Here is a 24,439-nt window from a genome sequence, read left to right on the forward strand (position 1 = left end):
CGAGTTATCCCTGCACTACCCAGACCGGTTCCCAACCAACTAAACAAAACCATTTACACAAAAAACTTGACAAGCTCACCGAAACCGGGAAACTGGGGCCTTTCATCCGTAGAGGTGACTAAGGGCCTCGGAATCCAGTCCACCGAGGCTTAGGCATCGCTTTTATTGGAGTTTCCCCGACCGTGGTGTAAAGGAAGTAAGGGTAAAGCGTGGGTGGAAGCGTAAACAATAAATCGAATACCTATCCTGTAATAGAGCTCGCCAAGTACGTCCAGGCGCATGGCGATCAACAATCCCTCTTTGGCGAAGGCGAGGGCGAGGGCTACGGGCACTACCTTGGCATGTACGGTGATGTCTGGGATCTAATCTATGCAATTAATGCGGCCCATTTCTCTAAGTGCTCTCTGCCAGAGCCCCTACTTTCAGCAGCTGTCGACGACATCCTCGACGACCTAACTTATGGGTCGTCAAGGGAGCTTAACCGAAAACTCGAACTGATCGGTTCTCCGCTTCGTGTCCCCCTTATCCCCGAGGAAGAAGAGCCGATCATCGTAGAGATTACTCCGAGCTAATCGCACTTATTTTATTTCTTGCGGGCCGCACTCATGTGGGGAACTTTTATACCCAGTAGGTCACGATGTGATGTCGGTGATTCCCGCGCGGAGCTTATCAAGCTACAGTTCTGACGGTTGCATTGTTATGCAGGAGAATATATCCTGAGCCTTGATGATGATCTACCCGTTTTGGGTACCTCCATCTTCATTGAACGGGCGGACGGTCCCGGGAGATACGATTCAATCGCTGTAGCGGTTGTCGCAGCATTTCCCGGGGCCGTTCGTTTTGTCCTATAGCCCGAACCCGAAGGGGCCGAATGCTTCAAAGAAATCGAAAAAGCCAAAGAGAAGGTGATTGAGATGGAGATTAATACCGCGTTTGAAGAACTGAAGCGGTATGTCAAAAGTCATTCTGATTTCCCCGATTATATTTGGGAGTGCCTGGACGGAGACCACGCTTCCGGGCAAGATGAGATCGCAATTGAATCTATCCTCGCATTATGCACGAATGATCTGCATTTACGTTTACCTGAAGATATTATTCAAATGCTGCGTTCCGTTGATGACGCTTACCTGCCCTTCTGGAATTATGTCGAACAAGCTATATCGAAGAATCAGTCGCTACTCGTATAACGCATAACTGCACCAATGTCGCGAGGCGAAAATCCCGCATCGCCTAACCGGGCAATTGCCAGCAGAGAAGCGTCCCGAGTCTCGTGTTCCGTCTGAACCAAACGGAGCGGAGCCTCCTTATCTTTTGATATCATTCACCGCGAATTCAGGCGTGTCAACGGAGACGTTAACAGCGAAACTATCGAGAGGATCTCCCGTAATAAGCGCCGCGGTATCTTTTACCATCTCATCAATCTGATCAAGGCGGCGCGCCTGCGTGCCGTATTCCTTTCCGTTAAGGGTAAATTCGGCAACCCACCAATTTCCATCACGGGTAACCGTGGTATCTAGTGTTGTCACTTCTTACTCTTTCCGAGACTCTTACGAGCGAGCCTTTCGGAAATTTCACAACGGCGGGGAATCGGTTCGCCCCGGCCTCCGATCTGCGCCCGCTTTTGCCCAATAAGGTTATACTTGTAGGGACGACCCGATCTTCTCAAGGAATATATTCAAGACGCGCCGGGAGTGGACAGTTAGCTCGCCACGGATGTCCTCAATCGGTGGGATGAGCTTATCGTCTGGGATTTTTACTCCGTAACGGCTCGCACCATCCAAAGCATAGATGAGGCACCACGGGGTTCCGCCCCCACCTTTTCCTTCAAGCCAGTAACCGTCATCTTTCGCGACGAGTTCCGGGTCTGCGTGTTCATCGATCCAATCAATGAGGATATCGACGGGGGACCAGGGAAAGTTATCGTCGTTGTGTAGCCCTTCTCTGTCCACGGTATTTTCTCCTTACCTTACGTGTGATGATAAGCCGATCTTTGATGAGGTATTACAGAAGTGTCTGATTCTTTGCATGACCTCTTTTGCCGTGCATTTACCTTCAGTGTAGACAACCGGTCAGATCACCGGCCGGGATCTGCGCGGAGAATAGAAAACTTGGGGGCTGCGCCGGTATCGGTGCGGCCCCCAGGGGAGTGGCGTTTAGCCTTGAGTTACCTAGAACTTTGGGTTACTTCGCCCGCCGGCGCAGGGTGTATCCGGCGGGCAGCACCACGGCCATAGTGGCCAGAGCGCCCGTAGCGGCCAGGCCAGTGTGGGTGAGTTGCCGCGTCGGTGCCTTGCTTGGGGCGGGAGCCGGCTTGTTGGCCCCGGGCTCCGGCGCAGGCTTAGGAGCCGGTTCGGGCTTCGGGCTCGGCGGTTGCGACGGAGAAGGTGGATCGGCGGGTTGCGGTTGCGGATCAGGTTGTGGTTGCGGCTGCGGGTTAGGGTCCGGAACAGGGTTTGGCGTTGGCTGAGGCTCGGTATCGGGACCTGGCTCGGGTTCAGGCTCAGGTGCCGGCTCGGTAACATTCACTCGAACCACCGCGGAATACAGCGGCTTACCGGTGGCCGTATCATTCGCCATCATGATGACGCGCGTGGAACCCGGGGCAACCCCGGTCACCGTGCCATCAGCAAATGTCACGATGGAGCTGGCGAGGGCGGGCTCGGCTGCGCCGTCGTCCCAAAAATACGCATCCCACGTGAGCCCGCGACCACTGAGATCACCGTTTACATCAGAAATCTGCGCGAGTGTAAGCGTTCCCTGCGTGGGTACCGTGGTGTCGGCGAGCTCCTGCTGCGCGAAAGCCGGGCTGCTATTGCCGGCGCTGCTGCCGGGCACCACCGGGAAAACGGCGCTGTTATACGTGCCGGCCAGCCGCACCGTGGAAATATGATTATTTTGGAAAGCACTCCAGGCGACCTCGGTGATTGAGGCAGGCAGCGTGACCTCCGTGAGCGCATTGGCCTGGAAAGCCGCCGGCCCAATCTTCTGCATCCCCGCAGGGAACTCCACCGCGGAAATCGCATTGCGATCCAGGAAACCGTAACTCACCTCCGTAAGCGTGGCCGGCAGCGTAATACCGGTGATTCCCTTGCTGTGCATATTCCCCGTCCGGCCATTCGGCCCGGTCAGCGCGGTCACGCCCCCCGGAATAACCACGTGCTTGAGGTTCGTAATTTTCTGCAGGCCGGTATCGCTCAAACCTCGCAGCGTTGTGGTAGCGCCCTCGGTTTCGATAGTGAAATCCGCGGTATCCCACGTGACAGCGGGAGCGGCCGTGGCTGCCGGCACCATCGCCGCCAGCCCCATCATCAATGCCGTGCACAGTGCACTCACCGTGCCGACGAGTCTCTTTTTCATCCGATATCCTTTCGTGTTGCGGCTCGGGAGAGCCCAGAGAAACTCGGGTTACTCACCGCCACCGTACCACGAAACGCGCGGGAATTCATCAGAAAATGAACCGGATTGTGTAGAAAATATTATTATCGCAGCTTGCGGCCGTGCGGGGCGCTTGTGATATTTCACGACGACGGCGCCAGCATTAACGCGCCAGCAGCACCTCGAGGAGGGTGGCAACGCCGTCGTCCCATACCGGATCGGTCACGGCCCGCGCGTGCGCCTTCACGTAATCGAGCGCCTGCCCCATCGCCACGCCCACCCCGGCCCATTCCAGCATCTGGATGTCGTTGCCGCCATCGCCAACGGCAACGGTGCCGCCCCGCGCGATCCCAAAATCGCCGCGGAGCACCTCGAGCGCGCTCGCCTTGGAAATTCCGGTCCGCCCGGCATCCACCCAGCCCGAACCGGAGGACGACGATGCCGCCCAATCCACCCCGGGCATCTCAAGCTGGGAAAGACGTGCCATGAGCTCGGCGGCTTCCATACGTGGAACCACCATAATGAGGCGCAGCGCATCGGGAACCACGAGATCCTTGAATTTCACCCAGATAGCGTTGGGTTCCAGGCGTTCGGTGGCGTAACCGTGCGCGACGCGCCGCGGGCCTTCCACCGGCTCCACCGCGAAATAGGCACCCGGGAACTCCCGGCGCATCGCATCCAGGGCTCGCGCTAAATCCGCCTCCTCCATGGTGGAGAGGTGCGCCAGGCGCACCGGCACCACGTCTCCGCGATCCGTCATGGAGCGGACTGTTCGCACCTCCACCCCGGGCAGCCGCGCGTTGCCGAGGAGCACCGTCTCATTGCCGTTCGAGCACACCATAATGGTTTCGCTCACCCGCAGCATATCGAGCACGGGAATGGCAGATTCGCGCCCGCGCCCCGTGGCTACCACCAGCCGGGTGCCGCGGCGCATATGTTCCTGGAAAGCGGCATCCACCCGTTCTGCGATGATCCCGTCCGGGCGCAGGGTGGTGCCGTCCAGATCCAGGCAGACCATGAGTTCAGGCCCGGCAGGCGGGGTCCCGGCGGCGTCGAAAGCGGCCCGCAACCGCGCCGCCGTCGACTCCCCCTGGATTTTCACATCGCCGCCTTAGTTTCTACCGCTCAGACAGGTTAGCTCATCGGTTAGTTTGCCAGCTCAACCGAGTTTGTTCGCTAGTTAATCGGCTCGATGTACTCGCGCCCGGCCAGGCCGGCGCCCAGGTAGGGCCGCAGGGCTTCGGGCACGTAGAGTGAGCCGTCCTTTTGCTGGTGGTTCTCGAAGAGCGCCACCAGCCAACGGGTGGTGGCCAACGTTCCGTTCAGGGTGGCCACCGCGCGGGTTTTCCCATCCACGCGTTCGCGCACATTGAGGCGCCGCGCCTGATAGGTGGTGCAATTGGAGGTCGAGGTGACTTCCATATAGCGATGCTGAGTGGGCAGCCACGCCTCGCAATCGAATTTCTGCGCCGCGGAAGAACCCAGATCACCGGCCGCCACATTAATAATGCGGTAGGGCAGCTCCATCTTCCCGATCATTTCGCGTTCCATCGCCAGCAGCGCGCGGTGTTCTTCCTCGGATTGCTCCACCGGGCAGTAGGAGAACATCTCCACCTTATTGAATTGGTGCACGCGAATAATCCCGCGGGTGTCCTTCCCGTAGGAGCCGGCCTCGCGCCGGTAGCAGGCCGAATACCCGCAGTAGCGCCGCGGCTTACCGCCCAGCTCCAAAATCTCATCCTTGTGGTAGCCGGCCAGCGGCACTTCGGAGGTGCCCACCAGGTACTGGTCATCCGCGCCCAGGTAGTAAATCTCATCGGAATGTTCCCCGAGGAACCCGGTGCCGGACATGATATCCGGGTTCACAATCGTGGGCGTGGTCATGAGGGTGAAGCCGTGCTCGGCGGCCTGATCGATGGCCATGCGGAACATCGCCATTTCGAGGTGCGCGCCCACTCCCTTGAGGTAGTAGAAACGCGATCCGGAGACCTTCGCGCCGCGATCCATATCCAGGGCCCCCAGGCCCTCCGCGATATCGAGGTGGTCCTTGGGGGTGAAGCCCTCCGCCTCAAAATCGCGCGGGGTGCCGATAACTTCCAGCACCTCGTAATCATCTTCCCCACCCGCGGGCACTCCGGCGAGCACCGGGTTCTCAATCGCGCGATTCGCGGTCAGATAGGTTTCTTCTGCTTCCGCCGCGGCCGCATCCAGCGCCTTGACCTTTTCTGCCAGCTCCTTGGCGTGGGCGAGCACCGCGGGGCGTTCCTCCGGGGATGCCTTCCCCACGGATCGCGACACCTCTTTTTGTTCGGCCCGGGCGGCTTCGAACTCTTGCAGGGTGGTCCGGCGTGCATCGTCGGCGGCGAGCAGGGCATCGACGGTGGCGGGATCATTCCCGCGGCGGCGCTGGGACTCACGGATGGCTTCCGGATTCTCGCGAACAGAACGCATATCAAGCATGGAACCAGCTTAGCGCGCGGCGGGCGCGCCCGCGATCCGGCGGGCCGTTTCGGCCTCATTGCGGTGTGGGATCAGGCGTGTTTTTCGCGTTCCGCGGGGCTGCCGTGCTGCGTTTCGTGTGTGGCGCGGTGCCACAGATGGCCGACGCCGCGCGCGACTCTTAAGAGCCGCGCGATATCGCCCTCGCTGCCGGCTTCACAGCGGACACTTGCGATGTCGCCACCGGGCCGTTCCCCACCGGGCCACTTTCCACCGGCCTCCCGGTAGCCGCGCTTCATAGCTTCTTCTAGTTCCGGGTAGTGCTGCCACACATCGTGGAGCTCCAGGAGATCCGCGGCGGCCGGCCGCCACCCGAAGCGCCCAAAATCAATAACTCGCAGGTGGCCGGCGGGCTCACCCCACAACCAGTTGCGTGCCTGCCAATCCCCGTGCGTGGGATGCACGACGACGCCGCGCGGCCGGTAACTCGCTAAAAAGTCTTCTGCTTCAGCAAGTTTCTCACCCAGGTCATCGGGCAGGGTGCCGCCCGGGGCACGCGCGTGAATCTCAGCGATCCGCGCGCGGGTGCGGGTGAGGGCGCCCTTGGCGAAGCCGTGATCGAGGCGAGCCCCCGCCCCGTGGAGAAGCGCGAGGGCAGCGCCCGCCCGGTGATATACCCGCGGGGAAAACTCCCATGCGCTACCCAGAACATCGCATCCGGGCAGGTAGTCGAGGAGGGCGAGCGGGGCTGCGGCGTCGTACCAGAGCAGGCGCGCCACGGTGCCGCACGCCTGCAAAGAGCCGGTCCACTCCCGCGCCCGCGCTTCGCGCCCCACGCTGTAAGCGGTGTTCCCGGCGGTTTTGAGAATCCAGGACACCCCGGAGCCGCTGAGGTGGAGAACGGTGCTCTCACGCTCCGGCCAGGAAAGATCCCGCACCCGCACATTGTCCGGGCCGTGGGAAGTTCCGGGCAGCGGCCCACCGCGCAATTCCTCCCAGGCGGCCATAAACGCCGCATACTGCTCCTTGGTAAGCAGTGTTCGCAGCTGGTTCATGGGTGCCTCGATGGAGCTCGAAAATACCGGTGAATCTTGTTGCGGGCGCTAGCGGGTTACCCGGCTGAGCAGCGAGGCAACCCAGGTGCGCGCGGCGCCGAAATCTTCGTCGGAGGTACCGGCGTGCAGGCGAGTGGTCTGCCGGTCCGCCCGCGCGTAGCTGCCCAGGAAGGTTACCTCGGGGCAAATGCGGTGCAGCCCGATCAGCGCGGCCTGCACCCGCTCGTCGTGAATATGGCCCTCGGCATCCAGGGAGAAAGCGTAGCGGCCCAGCTGGTCGCCGGCCGGGCGCGATTCGATACGCGATAAATTAACGCCCACCGCGGCGAATTGTTGCAGCATTTCCAGCAGTGCACCGGGCTTTTCCGAGGCCAGCCGCACCATCAGCGTCGTTTTATCCGAGCCCGTCGCCGGCGGGATCTCCCCGGGCTTGCTCACCTTAATAAAGCGGGTAACGGCATTGCGGTTGTCAGCGATCTCGTCGGAAAGTGAGGCGAGCCCGTACACGCCGGTGGTGGGAACCGCGCAAATCGCGGCATCAAAATCCGCATCCGGGTTTTCCGCCAGTTCGCGCGCCGCGGCGGCCGTGGAGGTAGCCGGCACGTGGACGGCATCGGTCAGATGCTCAGCGATCCAGGTACGGCACTGTGCCCAGGCATGCGGGTGGGTGGCGACCCGGCGAATATCCGCGGCGCGCGTGCCGGGCCGCACCGCCAGCGAGAAGGCGATAGGAACCAGCATTTCCCCGCGAATTTCCAGCGGCGAGCCGGCGGTGAGCGAATCGAGAGTGGCGTTCACGCCGCCTTCTACCGAATTTTCGATGGGCACCACGGCGGCATCGGTCTGCCCGGCGCGCACCATCCGCAGCGCGGAGGGAACGTCGACGGCGGGTACGAAGGTGGCGGTGTCCTCGCTGGCTACCTGCTGCAAAGCGGCAAAGCAAAACGTGCCGCGCGGGCCGAGGAAAGAATAGCGGACCGGTTCGGTAGCGGGCGAGGATTGCATGGTGTCCTTTCGTGCGTGGAGAAATAGTACGACGGCGCAGCTGGGCGGCGGTGCACCTGCCCGCGCTGCCGCCTGGTTATTGTATCCCGCCCCGGAAGTGGGGCGTTCGGGGCGTCCGAAAGTGTCGTAAGCGCCGAGTAGGCTGGTGCCATGCGGAATTCTCACGGTGATAGCCGCGGCGGGCGCGCGGCGCGGCTTGGAATCCTGGCCAGTATCTTTGCTGCTGTGGCGATGGTGCTTGGGTTTGCCCTGGGCGGGGTGCCGGCCTCCGCGCGCTCGATGAGCCTGCCGAGCGCGCAGGGCACCCCGGTGGTGCAGCGCGGCTCGGCAGCGTGGGGCGCACCGGATCAAGCGCGCCCCACGGTGATCATCGGGGTGGCCGGGCTGCGCTGGGCAGATCTCAGTGCGGAAAGTACCCCGCGGCTCAGCGCGGCTCTGGCAAGTTCTGGCCGGGGTGGCGCGGGTGATCGCATCTCCGGGGTGGAAAGCCTGGGCGCGGAAAGCCCGGGCGTGGAAAACGTGGGCGGCTACGGCGCTGCTCTGGCCAATATTTCCGTGCGTACGGCCGCGCCTACCACCTGCGCGGCGGATGGCTGGGTAAGCCTCGGGGCCGGTGCCCGCGCGGCTATCACCCCCGCGGCAAACCGGTGCGCAGCATTGGAATCCTTGGTTTCCCAGGATGGTACGGTGCGCGATGCGGAGCAGCTAGGTGAAGAAAGCAGTGCCGCACACTACCCGGTAGTCATGGGTGCGCTAGCGCAGGGAGTGGTGCCGGAGCAGGTGCTCGCGGTTGGCCCTGGCGCCGCCCTCGCCCTCAACCGTCAGGGTGAATCACGCATCTCCTACCGTGCTCTCACGGAGTTTCTAGCTGATGACTCGGTGCTCGAAGGGCGGGAACTCACCGTCATTGACGCGGGAAGTGCTGATACTGGGGGCGCTGAGGTAGGAAACGCTGGCGCGGGGAATATAGCTAGCCTGGATGAACGCCTCGGGGAAATCATCGGGCTCGTCACCGCGCGCCAACCGCGGGCCCGGATCGTGATCACCGCTGTGGCGGACCGCGCTGAGCGGGCCGAACTCGGTTTCTTTGCGCTGCTAGAACCGCATGGCAGCACCACGCTCGCCCGTTCCACAACCACCCGCACCGCCGGCCTCGTTCAGCTCATTGACCTGGCGCCCAGCGTTGTTGCTTGGCATACCGGCGCCCCCGCGCCGCTCACGGTAGACAACGGCGGAAGTACCACGCTGGCCGCGGTCAGCGCCACCCTGCACGGGCAAGCACTCCGCGCTGACCTGACCGCGCGTCTAAGTCCGCAGTTCTACCTCCTCCTCGCCGGGCTCGGGCTGGTGTGCTTTGCTGTTATTGCCGTCCATCTGGTCCGTTTCTCTCGCTTCCCACCCGCAACGGTCGCGGCGGCCCGGCAAGCCCGCCCCACCGGATTCGCACAGCTCCTCGCCTGGCTCGCAGCCCTACCCGTGAGTGCGCTCCTTATCGGCATTATTCCGTGGTGGACTTTCTCCCGCCCGCTACTTGGCTGGTGGAGCAGCCTGGCTGTCCTCGCCGCGCTCCTCGCCACCTGGGCGCTAGCAGGCCCGCGCCGCCACGCGCCAGCAGGGGCGCAGTGGATAGCCGCCCCGTTAGCACGGCTGGGAACACTCAGCGCCACTGTTATCGCGGTGGACATCCTCGTCAGCACCTTTGGTGGAGGGTATTCCCTGGCGAATACCTCGGTCATGGGATCCCTGCCCACCGTTGCGGGGCGTTTCTTTGGTTTCAATAACTCGGTCTTTGCCATCTTCGCGGTTGGAGCGCTCGCCGCGGCCGCCACCCTCGCCGCGCGCATACGCGGCACTCGCAGCACGGCCACATACGCGAACCGGTCAACCCGTATGGCTGGCTTCGCCGTACTCGCCCTGGGCATATGCGCGATTGCCCTGGATGGGCTCCCCGCTTTCGGTGCGGATGCCGGCGGCCCGCCCGCCCTCACCCTCGGCTTTGCCTACCTTACCTGGCACACCTGGGGCCGGCGCTGGACCTGGTGGCATACCGCGCTCGCGGCCATAGCCGGGGTGGCTGTCTCGGCCAGTATGGCTATGCTTGACCGCGCGGTGGGATCCACCTCCCACTTGGGGAACTTCGTCGGCCGGGTGGAACACGGCGGGGCTGGCGCCGTCGTCGCACGAAAACTATCCCAAGCTTTCTTCGGTCTGCCACCCCTGGTGGCCGGCGCGCTAGGCGCAACCCTCCTCGCGGGAGTGTGTGTGGTGGTGTGGCTCGTAACCTCGGGGCGCTGGGATCTGCGTGCCCGGCCGGCCACCGCGCAGGTGCATGCATGTAGTGCGGCCTATCCGCGTCTGGCGGCCGCGGCCGCCGCGAGCTTCCTCGCCCTCGGGTACGCCTCCCTCATTAACGACTCCGGCCTAGTCATCCTAGGAGTGGGAATCGCGCTACTCGCACCCACCTTCGCCCTCGGGCTCATGCGGGCCGGGGAAAACATCGAAGTCTATTCTGCCGCAGAAAACCCCCAAGAATTACAAGAAAAACCGGCTGGCATATAGCGGCCAGCCGGAAAGAAAATTCGCGAGATTTATATTGCGGAGGACGGAGGGAATCGTGCTCAGGAATGCTCCAGCACCAGCGCGCGGTAGGGAGCGAAATGCTCGGCACCGCTAGCGCCGTGCAGCTCCGCGGGCACCTTAACACCGTGGAAGCGGCGCGACCACACCGCCCGAAAAACATCACGGTACTGCCCGGCCCGGTGCAAAGTCCCAGCCACGTCATTCCCGGTGGCCCGATGGCGGATATTGCACGGGATTTCCTGGAGAGTCAGGCCGGCCACCAGCATATCGATGGTCATGCCCACCTCAACGCCCCAGCCCTTCGCGAGCGGACGAGCCGCATCAAAAGCGGCGGCCGTCATGCAGCGTTGCCCGGACAGCGGTTGAAGAGGGGACCAGCCGGTAGCCCGCTCAATCGCGCGGCGCCCCAAACGTGTCACAAAACCGTGACCACCCGCCCCCTCCTGCGGAGGCAAAGCAGCAATAGCGCAATCAACCGTGCCATCAATAACCGGCGCAATAAGGGGAGCGCACTCAATAGCCGAATCACCCAGATCGGCATCAAGGAAAAGTAAATGGCGGGGTAGGCGGCCCTCAACGTCGCGCATGCGCACCACCTTCGCCCCGGTCTCCATCGCGGAGGCCTTCCCGCGATTCACGGAGTGGCGCACCACTGTAGCCCCGGAAGCGCGGGCAATAGCCTGGGTTTCATCAGCCGACCCATCGTCAACCACCACCACGAGGTCCACACCCGGAAGCGCATACGCTGCGCGCACAGTACGCCCCACGTACTGCTCCTCGTCCTTCGCGGGCACGACCACCGCGACCTGACCGACTTTACTCACCCCATAAGTGTATAGGGAAAAGTAGGGGCTTTGCTTACTGTTTCTATAAACTAGGGGAAGTTCACTAAAGAGAGCTGGCTAAGCGTAAGGCCCCGCAAAGCGGGCGGGTGGCCCCGCTGTTTAGCGCAACGTCACCTGGCGGGAGACAAGGCCGGAGCGCGCCCGCTTTTCCTCGGCGCTGAGCGGCTCGGTGGAAGCAATCGCCGCACTCAGCTTCTCCGCGAACTTCGCCAGCGGCTCTTCCAGTTCCTCCGCTTCGGTACCGCGCGCCAATTCCCACACCGGGACCGACAATCCGTAGGCGCGGAACGCACCGATGAAGCGAACGTCGTCGTCCCAACGTTCCTCGCCAGATACCCGCAAGCGCGCCAAACCGTCCAGCACCGCATCGCGCGGCTCGGGGCGGACCCAACGCAAAAATTCGCGCGACATCCGGCACCAGTAAGCGCCGTTCACGGACTCGATACGCGCCGCGGGAACCATATCTGCCCGGGCGTCACGCAGCGCCGCCTGCGATTCGGGAGTGGCGGCCTCTTCCTCCGTCATCCAGAAAGCGGGATCTTCTTGCAGCTCCAGCTCGGAGAACGACGCCACAATATCCTGCAAACGCGGCGAACCCGCCTCCGGCTGAGTGCCACCCGGGTAGCTTTCGCCCGGCTTGAGTTCCAGACCGGCCAGCACACGCGTAGCGATATCCAACGAGGCATCGCCGGAATTCATAACCGTCTGCATCGCGACCAGGAGCTGGCCGTCCGTGCGCCGCAGCGCGCCGACCATATTCGGCAGCAACGTGCCAAAAATAACCTTTTCGCTGCCGTACTCCTCCGTGAGGGTCACGGTCATGGTCGCCAGCGGCAGCAGATCGCGCATTGCCACCAGCTTCGCCTCGGCATCCAGTCCTTCAAAAGGCCGCTCAACAAAAGGAATAATCGCGCGCTTCTTCTTCGGGGTCGTCGAATCCTTCTTGCGGTTCTTCTTAGCCATAAGTCCTCGTCTTTTCGCTGCTGTGCGTGCCCTGCGGCATCGCCGCCGTATGTACCCTCGAGATTCTACGTGAGATGCGGCCCGCGGGCGATGGTCACGTTAGAGTTGCGTTATGGATCTGCTCATAACGACGCCGCAGCTTGCCGGCCTCACCACATCTCCGGCCCTCACCGCGCCTCTGGCGGGGGAGCTCCTCGCGGCGCCCGCCGCGGATCCGACGGCCGTGTCCATCATCCGCTGGGTGGGAATCGCCGCGGTAGCGGTGGGTGTTGCTGTCATTATCTGGCGCTGGTGGTCGAATCGCGACTAACGGCGCTGCGATAGAGTGACGCTGTGCTTGCCTGCGGAGTTGGAATTGCTGTCGGTTTTGTTGTTGGCCTGCTCGGGGCTGGCGGCGGGATCCTGACCATCCCCATTCTCCTCACCGTTTTCGGGCATAGCGCACATCAAGCTTCTGCTGAATCCATCATTATCGTGGGGGTAACCTCGCTTGTCGGCATGCTCTCCGCGGCGCTGGCCCGGCGCGTGCGCTGGGGAACCGGCCTCGTCTTCGCCCTGGTAGGCATCCCGGGAACCCTGGCGGGTGCTTTCTTAGCCGGCGCGGTATCCGGGCGCATTCTCGTGTGGTCGCTGAGCGCGCTGCTCGTGGCGGTGGCGCTGAGCATGTTCTGGAGGGCAGTGTGCTCAAGCGGTGAAATACGCTCGGGCACCGCGCGTGAAAATCCGGAGATCCCGGAAAATCCGGACGCCCCGGAAAATCCGCCCGCGCCCACCCCGCATGGGCGGATCTACCTCATCACTGTCGTGGGTGCCTTCGGTGCGGGGGCACTCTCTGGCTTCTTCGGGGTGGGTGGTGGCTTCGTGGTGGTCCCCGCCCTTATCTTGCTTCTGCGCATACCTGCCCGGTATGCCAGTGCCACGTCACTCCTCGTCATGACCATCAATATGGTGGTGGCCGGGCTCGGCCGTATCCCGCAATTCACGGCGGGCCTCAGCGTGGACTGGGTGGTCGTGGCCCTCTTCACCGCAGGCTCGGCGCTGGGAAGCATCGGCGGGGAAGCTGCCGGCCGGCGCATTCCCGATCGCATCGCCACCATCCTCTTTGGCGTGCTGCTTCTCGCGGTAGCGGCCGGTACCCTGGCCGGCGAGCTCCTCTAAGTGGGGCGCGGGCCGGGAGGCGGCGTCGTCGTTCTTAAAACCGGAGCGGGTGAGCACTGTTCACCGCGTAAACGGCGCTCACCCGCGTGGTTCTGGCGTTTTAGTCGACGACGCCGTACAGGCGATCGCCGGCATCGCCCAGGCCCGGCACGATGTAGGCCTTCTCGTTGAGGCCCTCATCGATGGAGGCGACAACGATCTTGACATCCGCATCCGCGGGCAGATGCGACTTCACTTCCTCCAGTCCCTGCGGGGTGGCCAGCAAGCACACGCAGGTAACATCGCGCGCCCCGCGTTCGAGGAGGTAGTTGATGGATTCGTGGATGGTGTGGCCGGTGGCCAGCATCGGGTCAAGAACAAAACACTGCCTCCCGGTCAGATCATCCGGGAGGCGGTTAGCGTAAGTCACGGCCTCGAGAGTTTCCTCATCGCGGCGCAGGCCGAGGAAGCCAACTTCGGCGGTGGGAAGGAGTTTCGTCATTCCTTCCAGCATGCCCAGGCCGGCCCGCAAAATCGGAACGACAATGGGTGCCGGGCGGGCCAGTTTCACACCGGTTGTGGTGGCCACCGGGGTGGTGACCGTTACTTCATGCACCGCCACATTCCGGGTGGCTTCATACGCGAGGAGAGTCACGAGCTCCTCGGTTAGCTGCCGGAAAATTGCCGACGGAGTGGTTTCATCACGGAGGACAGAGAGTTTATGCGCGACCAGAGGGTGGTCAATTTCGAGGATGTGCATGCTTTAAGGATAGCGGTACCCGGCGGGCGACGCGCGCGGGCGGCTCGGCTTGAGGCTCGTGACACAGACGGCGCGCTTTCGGGATCGCGGTACGGACGGCGCGTCTTCAGGCTCGTGACACAATGGAGCCATGCGGGGAGACGAGCGGGACGATATGCGCGCGGCGGAAAAGCTATTCATGCGCGAAGCAATGGAGCTCGCGGCGCGGGCCGCGGCGGGCGGGGATGTGCCGGTCGGTGCGCTCGTGGTGGTGGACGGCGCCGTGGTGGCGCGGGGCTGGAATACCCGCGAACGCGGACACGATCCGGCCGGGCACGCGGAAATCATGGCGCTGCGCGCGGCCGGTGCGGCGCTCGGGCGGTGGCGTTTGGACGACGCCGACATCTACGTCACGTTGGAACCGTGCACAATGTGTGCCGGGGCCATGGTCGGCGCCCGGATTCGGCGGCTTATCTTCGGTGCCTGGGATGAGAAAGCGGGGGCGGCTGGCTCGCTGCGCGACGTGGTGCGCGATCCGCGCCTCAATCACCGCATCGAGGTGATCGGGGGAATATTGGAAGAAGAGACCTCCGCGCAGCTACGGAAGTTCTTCCGCGGGTGAGTGTACAGGGCGGTGTGGCGCTTGGGCGAGGGCGGGAGCAGCGAAACTGGTCCGGCGCTTAGGCCGCGTTGTTTCAGCATTGACGCGGTACCTCGAAGCTTTAACGTGATGTGCTCCGCATTGATTAGGTAAATTCGGGGTGTGCCGTGTAATCTATTCTGCGGTGGCGTGTCCGAGCGGCCGAAGGTGCATCACTCGAAATGATGTGTAGTTAATAGCTACCGCGGGTTCAAATCCCGCCGCCACCGCCATGTGATGTCCCGCGTCATAGGTCCGCCTGTGACGCGGGATTTTTCGTGTTCCGTACGCGCACTACGCGGGGTGGATTGTCTGGAATGCACACTTCGAGGAGGAGAGGCCGCGCCGGCTAACAGAATGTACGCGGGTGACAGTTTTTCCGCGGTTTAATGTCCGTGACGTACACTCTGCGCCCCTAACAGTCGAAAATGCACGTTTTGCAACCTGCAAGCTTGAAACTGACCCATTCCACCTACCTCGCCTGGCGGGGCAGGTTGTTTTTCTGAGGTGTACTACGAATGTCGTACATGCGAAGTACATCTCTGACAACACATGCCACCTCCCCGGGTGCTCGTGTGATTGCTGATGTTCGTGAGATTCTCGCTCTCGTATGCGGCTAACTTGATAGGTGCGCGATGGTTGGCAACTGCGTCGTCGGCCAAAATGGCATCGCTGGCCTAAGTGGCGCCGCCGCCGAAGCTGCGCCGTCGTATCGCGCGCGATTGCAACACAAACGCAAGTGCTCCAAAAGTCTGCAAAATATTATTTATTCTACGTAAACGTATACCGTGTGAAAATTTTGTGAAGATGCTCAAACGCGCGGTCACGACCTGGGTAAATGCTGAATAACTTGAGAATAAACTCTCCAAATATGATTTACTTGAGTTGAGTTTACTCATCACTCATCTAAGGTAAGGAAACACCACATGCTCGCGCGAAACCTTTCGAGGTTGCTGGCGGTGATCGCTGCTATTGCGATGGTCGCCGTTGGGCAACCCCTTCGGGCTGAGGCAACGCCTCAATCTGTTGATTTTAACTACGTGATCGGTGACGAAATACAAAAATTCGAATTCACCGCGCACAACCCGAACAACCCATCGGAAAGTATTACCTATCCGAGCGACCCGGCCAATAAATGGAATTTCAAGCGAATTCCGGCGGGCTGGGTACTCAACGGAAAAATCGTAATGCAGCCGGGTTGGAAGATTACCAGCACGGGTTCAGATCTGCTCTACCCCGATAATCTAGAGCAGAGCGTGACCGGGAGTGGGAAAGACGCCGTCCTCACCTACCACGCGAAGGACCTGAAACCGACCAAGAATATTTATTTCCAGCAGATCTCGTACGAGCAGTTCAACTACGCGACGTATGACCTCAACGGTGGTACCTGGACGGATAAAGTGCCGACCGATGCGCTGCGGCAAGCCCCGGATGGCTCGTTCTACAGCATGTTCATCACCCCGCACGGCACGGTATACAAGCCCACGGATCCGGTGCGCGAAGGCTACACTTTCCTGGGCTGGATTGGGAAGAGTACCCTCAATATCCCAGTGGCCGAACCGCCCTACAAGCACCACGTTTACACAGTGGATAACCCCTACCGCTTCGATGAAATCGACCCGAATCGGATCCTCAGACACCGCCGGCAAAACGTGGTTAACCTGACCGCAGCGTGGGCCAAGGAGCCTGCCCTCGAGGTGAAGAACATTGAGATCTGGGAAGGTGAGGCATTTACGCCTTCCGATATGGTCGTTTCTGCAACGGATTTTGCCGGTAAGGACCTGACCGATCCGGCGAATGGCGGCTCGGTGACGCCCACGGGTGATTATGACAACCAGAAGGCCGGCGAATACCCCATTACTTTCACGGCGAAGGACAGCAAGGGAGGCACGGTCACCCGCACCGCGAAGCTCATCGTCAAGAAGCGCTGGACCCCGCTCACTCCGGCCCCGGAGCTCACGCTCAAGAATATGGAAATTAAGGCCGGCGATCCCTTCGATCCCGCGGATATGGTGGTGTCTTCCAGCGGCACCGCGGTGCCTAGCCCGGATAATAACTACGACCCGAATACCCCGGGCACCTATGATCTGAGCTTCACGGTTACCGATGAGAACGGTGCCACGGTAACTCGGACAGCGAAGCTGACCGTCAAGCCGAAGCCGGAGCCTAATCCGGAGCCGCAGCCCGGGCCGGAAACGCCGGCGCCCGGTGAGCCTGAACAGCCAGCTCAACCCGGTACACCGGGCCAGCCCGGTGGTGCTCCTGGTGAGCCCGGCACAACCGGTAAACCGGGTCAGCCCGGCGCGCCCGGTAAACCGGGTCAGCCCGGCGCAAGCGGCACAACCGGTGCCCCCGCTACCCCCGGCAAGCCGGGCACGGTATCCAAGGCGGGCAGCCGCGCCCTCGCCCACACCGGTAGTGATGCGGCTGCGCCCTTCGCTCTGGGCAGCGCGCTTGTTCTGGCAGGAGGAGTCCTCGTGGCTAGTCGCCGCAAGAATTCTTAGGGCGGCTGGCTAGTTGCCGGCGCTCGATTCTGCCGGCTATTCTGCCGGCTCGTTATCCCGCTAACGCACTAGCAAAAACACGTGTGGGGGCATCTCGATTGAGGTGCCCCCACACTTGTGTCTGCGGTTCTTATCGGCGGTCTGCGGTTGCTCTCGGCCGTGCTCGCGGGTCGCAGTGCACTCGCCACCCGCGACCCAGCGTCACCCGCGGCCCGCGGCGCGGTGCCACTCTCTACCCGTGCGGCACATACTCACATTTGCTGTGCTCGGCCGGCTCAAGCTGGAAAGTGGAATGCTCCACCTTGACCGGGAAATGCTCCGCAACGCACTGCTGGAGCTGGTCAAGGATCCGCGGGGCGTGCCCGTCAAAGAAGCACTCATCCTCAACTACCACGTGAGCGCTCAGCACTGGTAGCCCGGTGGCGACCGTCGTCGCATGCATATCGTGCACCCGAATCACGTGCGGCAGATTTTCCATGTGCCGGCGCACGTCGTCCAGGTCGAGGCCTTGCGGCGTCGCCTCCATCAGCACGTTGAGCGCGGTGGACAGAATCCGCAGCGCCCGCGGAATAATAAGAATCCCGATGAGGATCGCGGCAATCGCATCCGCGCCGCCCCAGCCGGTGAAGTAGATCGACGCCGCAGCCACGATCACCGCGACCGAACCGAGCGCGTCATTGCAGACCTCCAGGAAGGCGGCCTTCATATTGAGACTGGCACCGCGCCCGGTGAACAGAATCAGCATGGAAGCGATATTGCCGAGCAGGCCGATAATGCCAAAAATCAGCAGGGGCGCGGCAGGCATCTCCGGTGGGTCGGTGAGGCGTTTGATCGCTTCGATAATGACGAAAATACCCACCCCGAGGAGCAGCGTCGCCTGTAAACACGCGGAAATAATCTCTGCTCGGGCATATCCCCAGGTGCGGCGGTTGGTGGCGGGTTTGGTGGTGAGGTGAGCGGCCACCAGCGCCATGACCAGACCGGCGCTATCGGTGAGCATATGGCCGGCGTCCACAAGGAGGGCCAGCGAGCCGAGCCAGAATGCTCCGATCACCTCGGCTATGAGGATGGAGAACGTAATACCGAGCGCCCAGGCGATGCGCCCGCGTTGCGCCCCGGCGCCGTGCACATGCCCGGGCCCGTGGTCGTGCCCGCTGGCATGCTCGTGGCCGGCCGCGGGAGCTACCGCAGCGGGGGTGCGAGCCAGACGGCAAAGGTGGCCGTCGTCGTCGCCGGCCTCGTTAAATGATTCCCCATCCTCCTCAGATAGGGTGCTCTCCTCTGACGCCGATGCAGAGGAGGTGCTGGAACTGCGCTGGGCGCAGGTGCATTGCCCGCCGGCGTGGTCGCCGTGCTCGCAATGATAATAATTATTATTATGCATAACATAACCTCCTTGGGGCTCTGAGTGTACCTGCCCGGTCGAGTTTGCGGCAGGGTGCGGCCTGTGATGCGGAGCATGTACGACGACGCCTATGCGGCCACGTGCATAATACGCAGCGAGGTGTGCCCGGAGATAAAGCACCCGGGCACTCATTCCACGAAGGGAATCGGTGCCCGGGTGAATTACAGTGAACTGACGTATGCCGGCGAAGGATCCTATTGCATCGTGATATTCACTCCGCAGGAGTCCATGATGAGGATGAAGTTGAGGAGGTCGTTCATGAACTTAGGGTCCTCAATTTCGTTGCCGGCTGTGATATCACCCTTGCTGGCACGCTCGAGGACATCAATGAACTGGTCGGATAGCTTGCCCTGCGCGGCATTGCCAATGCAGGCTCCGGCGTCATCGCGTTCGGGTTTACCGAAGGCCTCGGTGAAGGTTGGGTCCTTAAGGAAGGTATCGAAGAGGGCCCCGATTTTCTCCGGAGGATAGGTGTAGGTCAGCCCGTCCTTGCCCGCTGAGTCGCCAGAGTTGCCGGACGGCGCGGGGGCGGGCATGGTGGGTGAATCCAAGATGGGAGCCTTGTTGGTTTCCGGTGCGGCGGTGCCGTCCGGCGTGGCGGGTGCGCTGATCGAAGGCACCGAACTGGGATCGGGCTGCGCATCATCGCTGGCCTTATCCCGGTTGAGGAAGAAAATGAGGCCAACAACCAGCGCGATCAGCGCAACTATACCGACGCCAATTCCAACAAAAAGCCCGGTTTTGCTTTGCTTGGGCTGCTGGGGCTGCTGGCCGTAGCCGGCCGGGTAAGCACCGCGCGGACCGTTCGGACCGTTCGGGCCGCCACCGGGATACTGATTACCCGGACCGCTCGGGTAACCGGGAGCACCGTATTGCCCGCCCTGGCCAGGACCGTATTGCACGCCGGGGTAACCCGGGCCGCCGTACTGTCCAGCCTGGCCGGAGCCATATTGCGGGGCCTGACCCGGATAATTGCCTTGCTGCGGGTAGCCGGCCTGGCCGGGGTACTGGCTGCCGGGCCCTGCCTGGGCACCCGGATATCCGGCGCTGCCGTGCTGGTTTCCTTGCCCGGCACCGTAGAGGCCGGGCTGGTTGCCCTGCGCGGTGCCGTAGGGGCCCGGCCCGGGGTAGGTACCGGGGTTAGCGGCGTAAGCCTGGGTGGGATAATCGGCCGAAGGAGAGGAGGGGGTGGTGTTCTCGGAGCCGTGCGGAGGGAAAGCTCGGGTGGGTTCGCCGCCCTGCGGCGACCGGGTTGCGTCTTCTTCGCTCACGATAAATCCTAACGATGCGCGGGAGCGGTGCGCGGTAACCCCGCGCGATAAACAACGCACGGTAACCGGCGAAAACGCCCCCGATATGACAGGTACCTGGCCGCTTTCCGCACGCTACCGGACACACCGGAGCGCTCGGCTACACGGGCCAAGCCACAATCATTCAATCAGAGCGCAGCCGGGAGCGGCAAGCAAGTTTCGTGTTTGCCAAGCTCAGCACCTTTCGGCCAGCAGAGAAACACCCGCTACTTCGCGCCCGCGCCCGCGCCCGCGCTATTTTGCCGTGTCCGCTGCGCGCCGTTCCGCGGTGGCCTTCTTGCGCAGCTCAGCCTGGGTGCGCTGCGCGGCCCGCTGCTCCGCGCTTTGCCACAGCCGAGCCGGCTCCCCGAAGCGCAGCCCCAAGAACCACCACAGTGCCTCAATCAGCGCCGCCCCGATCAGCCCCACCAGCGTACCCAGGGCCATCGCCCCGGTATTGGAGGAATCCAGCATGAAGATGCGCTGCGTGAACGGCCAGAGGAAAATCACCCCGTACCCGAGCAGCGGCAGCAAAATCAGCAGAATCTTCCACCAGACATAGGGCCGGGCCACCACAACGAGCACCCACGAGGAGGCAATAATCATCGTTAGAAGAGTCGCGGTGGACACCTGAGTCGCATATGCCGAGCTAGCTGCGCCGTCGTACAACATCACGTAAGTAATAAAAGTCGCAACCCCGACAATCAGGCCCGCCGGGAAACCGAAACGCATGACGCGCTGCACGAAACCGGGGCGGGCGGCGTCGTTATTTGGCGGCAGGGAGAGGAGGAAGGCCGGGATGCCGATGGTGAACCAGCCGGTGATCGTCACGTGAATCGGCACGAAGGGGTAGGGCAGCGCGAACAGCAGCACCGCGATGGCGAGCACCGCCGAATACACCGTTTTGGTGAGGAAAAGCCGCGCCACGCGTTCGATATTTCCCACCACGCGCCGGCCCTCGCCCACCACGTGCGGAAGGGAGGCGAATTTATCGTCGAGGAGCACAATTTTCGCGACCGAGCGGGTCGCGGAGGTGCCGGAGCCCATGCCGATGCCCAGGTCGGCATCCTTGAGGGCAAGCACGTCATTGACGCCATCGCCCGTCATCGCGACAGTGTGTCCCGCCCCGCGCAGCGCCGCCACCATAGCGCGCTTCTGATCCGGGGTCACCCGCCCGAACACGGCATTTTCATTAATCGTTTCCGCGAAGCTCGCCTCCGGGATGGTGCGCGCGTCCACGGGAGTGCCCACATTGACGCCGAGCTGCGTGGTCACCGCCCCGACCGCCGCGGCATTATCACCGGAGATAACTTTGACCGCCACACCCTGGGAATCGAAATAACGCAGGGTATCGGAGGCGTCCGGGCGGATTTTTTGGTCGAGCAAAATGAAGGCAAGCGGCTCAAGGTTGCCGGGCGCGTTCGCGGCCGTGACCGGCGTATCGCTGCGGGCCAGGAGCAGCACGCGCTGGCCGGTGGCGGCAATGGCGGCGGCGCGCTCGCGGGCTGCGTTGATGGCGGTCGCGGGAGTCGCGGGAGCGGTGGCGTTCGTTGCTGCCGCGTTGCTATGGGGAACGACGGCGCCCGCCTGACCGGCGGGACCCGCCAGATCAAGGAGCACATCCGGGGCGCCCATAATCCAGTGCTGGCCATTGGCGAAACTCACCCCGGACCATTTCTTCGCCGAGGTGAAAGGCTGACGTTCGGCCACCTCCCACGGCTGGGCCGGCGCGCCGAGGGCTTCCTGGATGGCCTCCATGGAGGAGTTCGGGGCCGGGTCGGCCGCGCCCAGCTGGGCCAGGGCTTCCCGCGCGGTGGCCTGAGCGCGCGCGGCGGGAGCGGCGGCGTCGTGCTGTTCGCACACGGTGCCGGAACCGGAACCGCTGCAAGAACTCGCGCCTCCGGAAGCAGAGCCGCTGCTCGAAGCCGCACCGGGCACCAACTCGAGCCCCGCGAACCACAGGGTGTTTTCGGTGAGGGTGCCGGTTTTATCCACGGCGACGGTATCCACGCGCGCGAGGCCTTCGATGGCGGGCAGCTCGTTGACCAGCACGTTCAGGCGGCCGAGCCTGATCACACCCAGCGCGAAAGCGGTCGAGGTGATGAGCACCAGGCCTTCGGGGATCATCGGCACCAGCGCGCCGGTCACGGACAGCACGATATCGCGCCAGTGTGCGCCGATGGCAGCCCAATCCAGGCCCACCACGCGGATCTGCCCCCAGATCGTCAGCAGTCCCACGGGCACCAGCACCCAGGTGATGGCTTTGAGGATGCGGTCGATGCCGTTTTGCAGCTGGGAATCGACGAGCGAGAATTTCGAGGCGGCAGAGGTGATTTTGGCGGCGTAGGCATCGGCGCCCACGCGGGTGGCGCGGTAGCTGCCCGAGCCGGAGGACACGAAAGAGCCGGACATCATCGCGGCGCCGGGTTCCTTGTGGATGGAATCGGATTCGCCGGTGAGGAGTGATTCGTCCACTTCGAGGTAATCGGCTTCGGTGACGACGCCGTCCACCACGATCTGCTCGCCGGCGGCGACCACGATAATATCGCCCAGCACCACCTCTTCGCGCGCGATTTCACGCACTTCGCCCTCGCGGCGCACCCGCGGATGGGCTTCGCCGATGACGGCCAGGGAATCGAGGGTGTGCTTGGCGCGCAGTTCCTGAATAATGCCGATAATCGAGTTCGCGATAATGAGCAGGCCGAAAGCGCTATTGATCCACGAACCGGTGAGGATCACGGCAATGAACAGCACCCCTAGCATGAAATTAATGCGGGTGAAAACGTTATCGCGCACAATCTGCGCGGCCGAGCGCCCCGAGCGGTCGGGCAGGGTATTCGCTTTGCCTTCCGCGGCGAGCTGGGCGGCCTGCGCGGCGCTCAGCCCGCGGGCCGGGTCGCTTGCGGGTACGTGCTCGTTCCCGGTGGTGGGGTCGGTTAGGGCGAGGGATTCGTGGTCCGGCTGCGCGGATGCGGTTCCCGCGGCGGGCGCGGATGCGGCGTCGTTCATAAAAAACGATTCTAGGCAAGGAAGCTGGACGCCGGGTGAATGTTTCTTGAGGACTGTGCGGCGGTAGCATGAGGTATGGCACGAAAAAATCTTTTCCGCAGCGCCGCGGGAATCTGCGCGGTCGCGGCCCTCGCTTCCTGTAGTAGTACGACGACGCCGCCACCGGCACCCAGCACCCCGGCACCGGCGGCCGGTTCAGCAAGCTCAGCTCCGGCACCTAGCGCGGCAAGTTCATTAAGCAGTGCGGCGCCTTCGTCTTCTGCGGCGAGTGTACCCGAGGTAGCAGGCTCGCCCGGCGCGGAGCCCGCACCGGGGGATGCGATCACGGCGGAAGCCCTGCGCGCGGTGGATAACATCACGGAGTTCGAGGTCCGGGTGCTGCGCACCAATAATCGTTCAGGGCTGGATGATTGGGCCTCGCGATTCAGTGTAAATGAGCTGGCGCAGCGGTATGACGGGGATAAGGTGCTGGACTACACCATCAACGGGCAGCCTCCCAATAAGGCGAGCCTGGCGCCGCTATCGAAGGATGATATGCGTCTGCTGATTCGCAGCGCCGATTACGGTGCTGAAAATGAGCGCGGGGTTGTTTCTGGGATTTTGCGCGAGGGAACGAAGCTTCCTTCGCTGGGCACCCAGCTGATGGATACCTGCGCGCAAGATGGCGACTGGTTTATTAAAGCGGGAAGTGTGGGTTACAACCGACGTACCGGAGTGATCGAGTACGTGGATTACATGGTGGAAACCCCCGATTTCAACCCGCAAGGCACGCTTCGGGATGCCAGCGCCGGGGAAGAAAAGTCGCAATGTCGTTCGGTATGGGACTTCCGCTCTGTCAACGGCACGGTGCTGGACAAGCCGCCGGCGAGCTAGGACGCGTCGTCGTTGAAAATGCTGCGGCCGATGCGGAGAGGAAGCGGTATATGTTTTCCCGGCTGTACTGCGCGCGTAACGCAATCGCAGTACAGCTGTGACAACACATAGGGTCTCTGCTGGGACCCGTGTGACTCCTGGGGCGGCCGGAGTTCCCAGCTTTACTACAACCGAACGGCCTCTACATATGAGTGAACGACTCGCAGAGGGTATACGTCGTGGTTTTTACGCCCTGTCCGCCCGGTTGTCACAGGTCACACTGCGAATCACACTCTTAGACGTTTAATAGTGTTCCCTCGATTTTTAATGTCTGAGGGCGATTTTGGCTGCTAACTGTAATTCAGACTGCGAAATTATGAGTCTAACTATGAGTCTGGCGGCCGCACTGTCAGTCTGCGCGCATTTCGTTAGTTAGTGTGTGGCGAGCCGTTCGCGCGCATTCACGCGCCATTCGATGGCCATTGACCCACTACCCGTGCCGTCGCTACATTTACTTATGTAACCGGGACTACAACCCACGCCAAAGGAGGCTATCGTTCCGATGACACTGTGATCTCCACTCAGCCCAGCTGAGACGCCGC

At 62.5% G+C, this 24,439-nt stretch carries 22 protein-coding genes and 1 tRNA gene; 9 read left to right on the forward strand and 14 right to left on the reverse strand.

The window, feature by feature from the left end:
- The first annotated feature begins 209 nt into the window (after window positions 1-209).
- A complete protein-coding gene (locus tag ACRQEG_RS07555; protein ID WP_274734264.1) occupies window positions 210-572 on the forward strand; it encodes a hypothetical protein in 363 nt (120 codons plus the stop codon).
- Window positions 573-914: 342 nt separating this feature from the next.
- Window positions 915-1,187 carry a hypothetical protein gene (locus tag ACRQEG_RS07560; RefSeq protein WP_274734263.1) on the forward strand — a complete coding sequence of 91 codons (273 nt, stop codon included), beginning with the start codon at window positions 915-917 and terminating at the stop codon, window positions 1,185-1,187.
- A 117-nt stretch (window positions 1,188-1,304) separates the two neighbouring features.
- On the opposite strand, the gene ACRQEG_RS07565 is transcribed toward ACRQEG_RS07560, so the two are convergent.
- From ACRQEG_RS07565 to pheA, 7 genes are all read right to left on the reverse strand, one after another.
- Window positions 1,305-1,526 carry a transcriptional regulator gene (locus ACRQEG_RS07565; RefSeq protein ID WP_274734262.1) on the reverse strand — a complete coding sequence of 74 codons (222 nt, stop codon included), beginning with the start codon at window positions 1,524-1,526 and terminating at the stop codon, window positions 1,305-1,307.
- Between the two features lie 108 nt (window positions 1,527-1,634).
- Window positions 1,635-1,949 (reverse strand): hypothetical protein, encoded by a 315-nt coding sequence (locus ACRQEG_RS07570; protein ID WP_274734261.1) that lies wholly within the window; start codon window positions 1,947-1,949, stop codon window positions 1,635-1,637.
- Between the two features lie 232 nt (window positions 1,950-2,181).
- Window positions 2,182-3,357, reverse strand: coding sequence for a leucine-rich repeat protein (locus tag ACRQEG_RS07575; protein ID WP_274755792.1), 1,176 nt, complete (start codon window positions 3,355-3,357; stop codon window positions 2,182-2,184).
- Between the two features lie 181 nt (window positions 3,358-3,538).
- The gene (locus ACRQEG_RS07580) at window positions 3,539-4,477 is read right to left on the reverse strand and encodes an HAD family hydrolase (RefSeq protein ID WP_274734258.1); all 939 of its coding nucleotides are present in this window, start codon (window positions 4,475-4,477) and stop codon (window positions 3,539-3,541) included.
- Between the two features lie 74 nt (window positions 4,478-4,551).
- Window positions 4,552-5,835 (reverse strand): serine--tRNA ligase, encoded by a 1,284-nt coding sequence (gene serS, locus ACRQEG_RS07585; RefSeq protein WP_274734257.1) that lies wholly within the window; start codon window positions 5,833-5,835, stop codon window positions 4,552-4,554.
- Window positions 5,836-5,906: 71 nt separating this feature from the next.
- Window positions 5,907-6,869 carry an aminoglycoside phosphotransferase family protein gene (locus ACRQEG_RS07590; RefSeq protein ID WP_274734256.1) on the reverse strand — a complete coding sequence of 321 codons (963 nt, stop codon included), beginning with the start codon at window positions 6,867-6,869 and terminating at the stop codon, window positions 5,907-5,909.
- A 48-nt stretch (window positions 6,870-6,917) separates the two neighbouring features.
- Window positions 6,918-7,874, reverse strand: a complete 957-nt coding sequence (pheA, locus tag ACRQEG_RS07595) for a prephenate dehydratase (protein ID WP_274734274.1) — start codon at window positions 7,872-7,874, stop codon at window positions 6,918-6,920.
- Window positions 7,875-8,024: 150 nt separating this feature from the next.
- Here pheA and ACRQEG_RS07600 point away from each other — a divergent pair, with 150 nt between their 5' ends.
- Window positions 8,025-10,433, forward strand: coding sequence for a hypothetical protein (locus ACRQEG_RS07600; RefSeq protein ID WP_274755793.1), 2,409 nt, complete (start codon window positions 8,025-8,027; stop codon window positions 10,431-10,433).
- A 59-nt stretch (window positions 10,434-10,492) separates the two neighbouring features.
- On the opposite strand, the gene ACRQEG_RS07605 is transcribed toward ACRQEG_RS07600, so the two are convergent.
- Window positions 10,493-11,278, reverse strand: a complete 786-nt coding sequence (locus ACRQEG_RS07605) for a glycosyltransferase (RefSeq protein ID WP_274734254.1) — start codon at window positions 11,276-11,278, stop codon at window positions 10,493-10,495.
- Between the two features lie 120 nt (window positions 11,279-11,398).
- Window positions 11,399-12,262, reverse strand: a complete 864-nt coding sequence (locus ACRQEG_RS07610) for a DUF5926 family protein (RefSeq protein ID WP_274755794.1) — start codon at window positions 12,260-12,262, stop codon at window positions 11,399-11,401.
- 112 nt (window positions 12,263-12,374) lie between these two features.
- Between ACRQEG_RS07610 and ACRQEG_RS07615 the strand changes: the two genes are divergently transcribed.
- Window positions 12,375-12,572, forward strand: a complete 198-nt coding sequence (locus ACRQEG_RS07615) for a hypothetical protein (RefSeq protein ID WP_284906529.1) — start codon at window positions 12,375-12,377, stop codon at window positions 12,570-12,572.
- A 23-nt stretch (window positions 12,573-12,595) separates the two neighbouring features.
- Window positions 12,596-13,420 carry a sulfite exporter TauE/SafE family protein gene (locus tag ACRQEG_RS07620; RefSeq protein WP_320757744.1) on the forward strand — a complete coding sequence of 275 codons (825 nt, stop codon included), beginning with the start codon at window positions 12,596-12,598 and terminating at the stop codon, window positions 13,418-13,420.
- A gap of 100 nt (window positions 13,421-13,520) precedes the next feature.
- Here the strand turns inward: ACRQEG_RS07620 and upp are convergent, their stop codons facing one another.
- Window positions 13,521-14,159: a uracil phosphoribosyltransferase gene (upp, locus tag ACRQEG_RS07625; RefSeq protein ID WP_016442150.1), complete on the reverse strand. Its 639-nt coding sequence runs from the start codon at window positions 14,157-14,159 to the stop codon at window positions 13,521-13,523.
- Window positions 14,160-14,289: 130 nt separating this feature from the next.
- Here upp and tadA point away from each other — a divergent pair, with 130 nt between their 5' ends.
- The 3 genes from tadA to ACRQEG_RS07640 all read left to right on the forward strand — a co-directional run bounded on the left by tadA (window position 14,290) and on the right by ACRQEG_RS07640 (window position 17,282).
- A complete protein-coding gene (gene tadA / locus ACRQEG_RS07630) occupies window positions 14,290-14,760 on the forward strand; it encodes a tRNA adenosine(34) deaminase TadA (RefSeq protein WP_320757745.1) in 471 nt (156 codons plus the stop codon).
- Between the two features lie 162 nt (window positions 14,761-14,922).
- A tRNA-Ser gene (locus ACRQEG_RS07635) sits at window positions 14,923-15,011 on the forward strand.
- A 693-nt stretch (window positions 15,012-15,704) separates the two neighbouring features.
- Window positions 15,705-17,282 (forward strand): bacterial Ig-like domain-containing protein, encoded by a 1,578-nt coding sequence (locus ACRQEG_RS07640; RefSeq protein WP_435733837.1) that lies wholly within the window; start codon window positions 15,705-15,707, stop codon window positions 17,280-17,282.
- Between the two features lie 232 nt (window positions 17,283-17,514).
- Here the strand turns inward: ACRQEG_RS07640 and ACRQEG_RS07645 are convergent, their stop codons facing one another.
- The 4 genes from ACRQEG_RS07645 to ACRQEG_RS07660 form a co-directional block, all read right to left on the reverse strand.
- Window positions 17,515-18,666: a cation diffusion facilitator family transporter gene (locus ACRQEG_RS07645; protein WP_320757747.1), complete on the reverse strand. Its 1,152-nt coding sequence runs from the start codon at window positions 18,664-18,666 to the stop codon at window positions 17,515-17,517.
- A 215-nt stretch (window positions 18,667-18,881) separates the two neighbouring features.
- Window positions 18,882-19,958, reverse strand: coding sequence for a hypothetical protein (locus tag ACRQEG_RS07650; RefSeq protein ID WP_435733838.1), 1,077 nt, complete (start codon window positions 19,956-19,958; stop codon window positions 18,882-18,884).
- 273 nt (window positions 19,959-20,231) lie between these two features.
- Window positions 20,232-22,985 carry an HAD-IC family P-type ATPase gene (locus ACRQEG_RS07655; RefSeq protein ID WP_016442155.1) on the reverse strand — a complete coding sequence of 918 codons (2,754 nt, stop codon included), beginning with the start codon at window positions 22,983-22,985 and terminating at the stop codon, window positions 20,232-20,234.
- An 11-nt stretch (window positions 22,986-22,996) separates the two neighbouring features.
- Complete coding sequence (locus ACRQEG_RS07660) at window positions 22,997-23,311, reverse strand: hypothetical protein (RefSeq protein ID WP_435733839.1); 315 nt, start codon at window positions 23,309-23,311, stop codon at window positions 22,997-22,999.
- 19 nt (window positions 23,312-23,330) lie between these two features.
- Here ACRQEG_RS07660 and ACRQEG_RS07665 point away from each other — a divergent pair, with 19 nt between their 5' ends.
- Complete coding sequence (locus ACRQEG_RS07665; protein WP_435733840.1) at window positions 23,331-23,858, forward strand: hypothetical protein; 528 nt, start codon at window positions 23,331-23,333, stop codon at window positions 23,856-23,858.
- Window positions 23,859-24,439 lie beyond the last annotated feature (581 nt).

It is taken from the genome of Actinotignum stranguriae (assembly GCF_051265215.1).
Lineage (GTDB): Bacteria > Actinomycetota > Actinomycetes > Actinomycetales > Actinomycetaceae > Actinotignum > Actinotignum schaalii_C.